This window comes from Capnocytophaga sp. (assembly GCF_030532915.1).
GTDB lineage: Bacteria > Bacteroidota > Bacteroidia > Flavobacteriales > Flavobacteriaceae > Capnocytophaga.
The window spans coordinates 13,036-19,116 of the sequence record NZ_JAUNKD010000037.1; the positions used below are offsets into that span (position 1 = coordinate 13,036).

Sequence of the window (6,081 nt, forward strand, 5' to 3'; positions counted from 1 at the left end):
TTTGGAAGAGTTTTTCGGTCATAAAAAGTCGCCCCCACTCGGAAAAACCCGCGATGGAATGGTACAAAATCTGGAAATCGGCAAAGGAAACTTCCCACGCCGTGCAGTCGGTCAGGGCAACGCAATTTTCGAGGCTAGGCTGTTGTTTGAAAAGCGACAACTCATTGATAACAAATTCATTATCACAAAAAAATCCCGTTGTGATGTCATTTCCGTCGTAGTCATAGACAAAACTCCGAGCGATACCGCTTTGCAGGGCAAAGTAACGCTGTGAAATTTCGCCTTTTTTCAGGAAAAAATCGCCTTTGCGAATGCTTACCTGCCGATGTACCGCCTTGATTTGTTCGAGCTGTTCAGCCGAAATCAGCGGATGGGCATAAAGAGCTGAAAAATTGAGTGTGGAGTGCATTTTTTGTCAGTTTTAATGATTTGATTTTCATTGAGAAAAATTCCCATCAAGGCACAAAAATACACAAAATTACTTACAGAAGTCTTTTAATGCCAATTTTTAAATCTAAAAAATCACTACCCATTCATTTGCAATAACTTAGTAACCTCTTCGGCGTGGATTCGGCAGTAGTACATCACATAAGCGATGTAGGGAACGAAAAGTAAAATGCTCCACAGCAGACCTTTGGCAAAATCCTCATAATGAGCGTTTTTCACGAAAAGATAAATCACCCATACAAGGTTCAAAGTCATCGTGATATGCGACATTTGGGCGAAAATATTGGCTCCGCTCCAACCGAAAGTAAACATTCCCATCGTTCCGAAATAATACATCGGCAGGAGGGCAAGGGGCAAGAAAATCACTTCTTTCTTCCACATAAACCACACAAAACCAAATAAATACACCAAACTCGAAGGCGAACAAGCGTTGAACATCGCCCATTGTAGCAGGCTCACTTTCAGCTCGGTAAAGAAATACCACGAGCCACTGAGTGTCAGCAGTAATAACAAAAAAGCCAACACCATTCCGATTGTTTTTTCTTTTTTTGTAAGTTTCATAACGAATTGTTTTACAGGTTATTATAAAATTAGGATTGTTTGATTTTGTTTGACATTGTTTGAAAAGTTTGAATTTATTTGAAGTTATTTAAACTAAAATTTCGTTCTTTTGTCTTGAAACATAGTAAGCGAAAACTTGGAGCTTAGTATGTCAAACCAAAAATTGCCTCCACAAGGTCGGCGAATTTCATTTCAAGACTTTGGATACTTCGCTAAAAATCAATTCTCACATACCCCACTTTCGTGGGCTTTGCTAAAAATCTCCAAACTCGCTTCGCTCAAACAGTGGATATTTTCTACGCTCCATTCATTGATTTTCTTAACGACACATACTCCGCAGTGCGGACTTTGTCTCCAAGGTCGGAGGCTCACTCCTGAAAAATACATTTACAATTTATTGAATTAGTTACACAAACAATTTCAAACATAACTCAAACTATATCAAACCGTTTCAAACTATTTGATTGGCAGATAAATCTCCGTTTTGAGTTTTTCGGGCGGTGTTTTTCGGGCATCGTTCAGGTATTTTTCAAACGGAACAAGATTGCGGAGTTCGTAACCGCTTTCGGGTAGCCATTTTCCGAAAATCGTGTCATAAACCCGACCCAAATTTTCGTACGCACCCTGATAGTGAAAAACGGCGTATTTGCCGCCCTCAATCTCCTTAACACCAATGGCTCCGTGCGGTTTGACAGGCTTGTGAATCGCCAGACAGATGTCCGACCGCTGTTTGTCGCCCTCGGTGATTTTGGGGTCGTCGTGCGAGATGCAAATATGCTCAATCCCAGCCGTGAAGAGCTTATTTTCCTTGACGAAAGCCCAAAGTTGAGCGTAAGTTTCGCCGTAATTGAGCGTTCCGTAAGCCCCCGTAAGGGCGATGTAAATGACCTTTTTCGGCTCTAAATCAATGATTTTCGGAGCTTTCAATTTGATTTCGGTGAGGAATTCTTCTTTTCGCATAATATATCGATTTTTGTCGTTTCGGTACTCGGTGGGGCTTACGCCGTAAAACTTCTTAAAGGACTTCGACAGGGATGAAACCATCTCATAACCAACCCTTTGGGCAATTTGCTCGACCGACAAATTGGAATATCGGAGCAAAATCGCCGAAGCCTCCACCCGCAGACGCGTAATATGCGTCCCAACAGGCTCATTTACAAAGGCTTTGAAGATACGATGGAAATGAAATTCCGAAAAATGGGCGATTTCGGCAAGGGTTTTCAGTTCCATTTTTTCGTCCAAATGACTGCCGATGTATTCCAGCACTCGGTTGATACGCTCGTGATAGTCGGCCTGTGTGGGTTTTGTATTCATTGGGGTTGGATTTTTGAGATTTCTGATGCAAAAATACGACGAATTGCAGGAAAGTCGGTTTTCCTATCTTGCTAAGTTGGTTTTTTTGAGGGGTAGGAGAAAAGGGCGAAAAAATCAAAGGTTTGTAAACTATCTTTCTGAAAATCATTTAATTTTCGACTAAAAAATTCCTTCATGAGGCGACAAAACACATAAAATTAGGCTTAATGGACAAAAATTAGACTCAATCTTTTACCTTTTTTTGTTAAAAAGTATCTAATGTATATATCTACACCCTAGAGTAAGCGGTAAGAAAATCAACAGATTAGCATTAAAATATAGTTAAAAAGAAAGAGACTGTCTGAAAGAGTTTTTTTGAGCAAAATCTCAAAAATAATTTACTGTTTTAAGTAAATTAGTCTTTTACAAAATTGCTAAAATTTGACTTTTCGGACAGCTTCGTGGGGTGAAGTTGTGTTGGGGAGAATTTGAGTTTATATGCTAACTTTGGAATAAATATGAATTAATTATTCTCCATATTAAATTCATTCTCATAATCAGAAAATTCTTTATCTCTCAACTTAAGTTTTTGTTCTTTACTAATAGTTAGCCATTGCCAACCCGATTTTATTCTTTCCTTATTGAATAGATAAGATCTCCCCATTATATCTACTAAAAGTAAGAGAATAGTCACACCCAAAATAATCCATTTACAATTTCCCGAATTTTGAACAAACTCATCTATACTTTTAATAGTTTTTATAATTATACCACCTAAAATTGGCAATAATGTTATAAAAGCGATGAAAAAGAAATAATATAAATCTTTTACCTTTGATTTACAAAAACTCTCCCATTTATTATTTTGAAATTTCGTTAGCTCTTTCTTCCTTTCTGCTTCTTTGTATTTATTAAGTTCGGCTTCTAGTTTTTCATTCCTTTTTTGTAACTCCTCTTCTTTTGCTCTTTTTAGAGCGAGAGTTTCTTTCAACTTAGAATTCTCCTTTTCATTCTTATCCGCTTTTAATTTAAATAATTCTTGTTCCTTTAAATGGTTCTCTATAGTGTTTTCTTCAATTGAACCTAGAATATTCAGAATATTATTCTCATTTATCTCTTCAGGTTTCTTAGCTTCACTTCTCAAATTAACCAAGGTTGAGATTACTTCCTCTTTAGTAATCTGACCACTTTTCAATTTAGCTTGAAGTTCATCAAACTTATCCGAAACAGTATCATTTAATTGTGTAGATAATACTATTTGAGCTTTAGCCACAATATCAAAAGATTTAGGAGGATCACTTTTACCAAATCCCTTGTTTAACTTAAACCAAAATTTATTTGTTAAAAAACTTAAATTTGATGCAAGGGGGATATTACCATTAGGTTTTATATTTTCATCCAAAGCTAAACGTAATGTGTATGCTGTTCCTGATAATAAAACATAACCAATTCTCTCAAAAGCATTGTCGCTATTTCCTCTTCTGTGAATATTCACAAAATTCAGATATTTTAAATATGGTTGTAAATCATCAATATTCATTTTTTGAGAAAGCTCATCCAATAAATCTTGGTCTTCGATATTATATTGGTGATTTTTTATAGAATAGTACTCTGTATAATCGTCTTCTATAATCGAGTTTTGTTTAAGCAAATTATAAAACCTAGTTTTTTTAGCAACCACATCAGCAGGTGTTTTACAGCCATCAATAATTGTCGTCATCGCTGTTTTAGAAGGATTTGCTTTATCTCTTCCTAGAACAATATGCTCTGCTTTTTTAAAGAAGTTCTCAATATCATTTTTGACGTCAGAAAAATATTTTAAATGAATTAGTCTTTTGCCTTTCTTTTTTATACTTGTTAGGTTTATTTCACTAATCAAAGAAAACAAATCATCAAACAAAATTTTATATAATTCTCCATTATAACCTGCAAAATGAAATAACATTTCAGTCTCAAGAAAAATAGTTAATTCAGTAGTCCAAGAACCCAATTCATTTGTAGAATTATATTTTAAACCAGTATATAAGACAACTCCTTCTTTAATTGTATTGAGCTGCTTTGTAAAGGTTAAATCTCGTTTTTGTTTCACAATATATGCACTTATGTAATCAGAAAACTCCAGCGATGTGGTTTCATCAATAACAAACGAAATGAAAGAATGTATTATTTTAATTTTCTCTTCCTCTGTCAAAATTACATCTTTTTCTGATTCTATGAAATTAAAAAGATTTTCAATAATTAAGGCATTACTGTTTTTAACGTCATTGTATTTATTTGTTAGTTATCCTGCAATATTAAAAGTTTTTTGATCTACAACAGTAAACAACCCTGATTCTTTTTTAAGAGTTGTTTTAAAACGACTCAAAGAAGTATTCACAATTGCCTCAGGAATCTTGAAATCATAAGTATCGTTTAGTAGTGCTGTTATTTCTGTCAAAGTAAATTGATATTTACCGTGTGAAGAAATAATTTCTCTAAGAAACTCACAGATAACACTATAAACATCCTTGTCGTTGTTATAAAGCTCCCTAAAAACAGCTAATGAAGCTAAACATTTACTTTCTTCTTTAATTTCTCGCATTCTTTTAATTTATTTGGTTAGTACATACATTGTTTTCGAAACACAAATATACAAAATTTATTTATCTTGACACTTAATTTATTTACCTTTATCAATACAAGGTAATCTATGTGATTAAAAAAACTTCCTTCATACCCCAAGGGCGAAAAATTTTTTGCCCCTACTATTCTAATCCCTTTTGCCTATTCCCTATTTACTCAAATACATCTTCCTTCTGGCGTACAATTCGTAGAATTGGTCGTCTTTCAAATCGTCGATAAATAGAATGCTCTCGCCCGTGGATTTCATTTCAGGTCCCAGTTTTTTGTTCACATTCGGGAACTTATTAAACGAAAAGACAGGCTGTTTGATGGCGTATCCGTCCAATTTCGGTTGGAAGTTGAAATCGGTTACTTTTTTCTCGCCAAGCATCACTTTGGTGGCGTAATTCACATACGGCTCGCCGTAAGCCTTGGCAATAAACGGTACGGTACGCGACGCCCGCGGATTGGCTTCGATGATGTACACCGTGTCGTCCTTGATGGCAAACTGAATGTTTATCAGTCCCACCGTGTTCAACGCCTTGGCAATTTTGTGGGTGTGATCTTTGATTTGTTGCATTACAAATTCGCCCAAGTTAAACGGCGGCAAGGTTGCGTTACTATCGCCCGAATGCACTCCGCAAGGCTCGATATGTTCCATAATACCAATGATATACACATTTTCACCATCGCAAATCGCATCGGCTTCGGCTTCAATGGCTCCGTCTAAATAATGGTCGAGCAAGAGTTTGTTATTCGGAATTTTTCGCAGCAAATCCACCACGTGTTCCTCCAATTCCTGTTTGTTGATGACGATTTTCATTCCCTGACCGCCCAAAACGTACGACGGACGCACCAAAAGCGGAAAATCCAATTCATCGGCAAGTGCCAAAGCCTCATCGGCCGTCTCGGCAACGCCAAATTTCGGATACGGAATGTCCAAATCCTTCAAAAGTGACGAAAATCTGCCTCTGTCTTCCGCCAAATCCAAGGCATCGAAGCTCGTTCCGATGATTTTTATGCCGTATTTATGCAATTTTTCAGCCAATTTCAATGCCGTTTGTCCGCCCAATTGCACAATCACGCCTTCGGGTTTTTCGTGCTGAATGATGTCGTAAATATGCTCCCAAAAAACAGGCTCGAAGTAGAGTTTGTCCGCCGTGTCAAAATCCGTGGAAA

Annotated in this window: 7 protein-coding genes; 1 reads left to right on the top strand and 6 read right to left on the bottom strand. The window is 36.5% G+C overall.

Annotated elements, in window-relative coordinates:
• Together Q4D72_RS10195 and Q4D72_RS10200 are read right to left on the bottom strand one after the other, a co-directional pair.
• The coding region (locus Q4D72_RS10195) for a Crp/Fnr family transcriptional regulator (RefSeq protein WP_303077755.1) at nucleotides 1-409 on the bottom strand (409 nt) is incomplete at its 3' end.
• A gap of 116 nt (nucleotides 410-525) precedes the next feature.
• Nucleotides 526-1,008 (bottom strand): hypothetical protein, encoded by a 483-nt coding sequence (locus Q4D72_RS10200; protein ID WP_303077756.1) that lies wholly within the window; start codon nucleotides 1,006-1,008, stop codon nucleotides 526-528.
• A 148-nt stretch (nucleotides 1,009-1,156) separates the two neighbouring features.
• Between Q4D72_RS10200 and Q4D72_RS10205 the strand changes: the two genes are divergently transcribed.
• The gene (locus Q4D72_RS10205) at nucleotides 1,157-1,414 is read left to right on the top strand and encodes a hypothetical protein (protein ID WP_303077757.1); all 258 of its coding nucleotides are present in this window, start codon (nucleotides 1,157-1,159) and stop codon (nucleotides 1,412-1,414) included.
• Nucleotides 1,415-1,464: 50 nt separating this feature from the next.
• Here the strand turns inward: Q4D72_RS10205 and Q4D72_RS10210 are convergent, their stop codons facing one another.
• The 4 genes from Q4D72_RS10210 to Q4D72_RS10225 all read right to left on the bottom strand — a co-directional run.
• Complete coding sequence (locus tag Q4D72_RS10210) at nucleotides 1,465-2,322, bottom strand: GyrI-like domain-containing protein (protein WP_303077758.1); 858 nt, start codon at nucleotides 2,320-2,322, stop codon at nucleotides 1,465-1,467.
• Nucleotides 2,323-2,824: 502 nt separating this feature from the next.
• A complete protein-coding gene (locus Q4D72_RS10215) occupies nucleotides 2,825-4,492 on the bottom strand; it encodes a hypothetical protein (RefSeq protein ID WP_303077759.1) in 1,668 nt (555 codons plus the stop codon).
• A 90-nt stretch (nucleotides 4,493-4,582) separates the two neighbouring features.
• Nucleotides 4,583-4,882 (bottom strand): hypothetical protein, encoded by a 300-nt coding sequence (locus tag Q4D72_RS10220; protein WP_303077760.1) that lies wholly within the window; start codon nucleotides 4,880-4,882, stop codon nucleotides 4,583-4,585.
• Nucleotides 4,883-5,071: 189 nt separating this feature from the next.
• Nucleotides 5,072-6,081: ATP-grasp domain-containing protein (locus tag Q4D72_RS10225; protein ID WP_303077761.1), on the bottom strand; the 1,010-nt coding region annotated here is incomplete at its 5' end.

Coding starts and splice junctions, on each gene's coding strand:
- Q4D72_RS10200 (WP_303077756.1), bottom strand. CDS start 1,008: ATGAAACTTACAAAAAAAGAAAAAACAATCGGAATGGTGTTGGCTTTT.
- Q4D72_RS10205 (WP_303077757.1), top strand. CDS start 1,157: ATGTCAAACCAAAAATTGCCTCCACAAGGTCGGCGAATTTCATTTCAA.
- Q4D72_RS10210 (WP_303077758.1), bottom strand. CDS start 2,322: ATGAATACAAAACCCACACAGGCCGACTATCACGAGCGTATCAACCGA.
- Q4D72_RS10220 (WP_303077760.1), bottom strand. CDS start 4,882: ATGCGAGAAATTAAAGAAGAAAGTAAATGTTTAGCTTCATTAGCTGTT.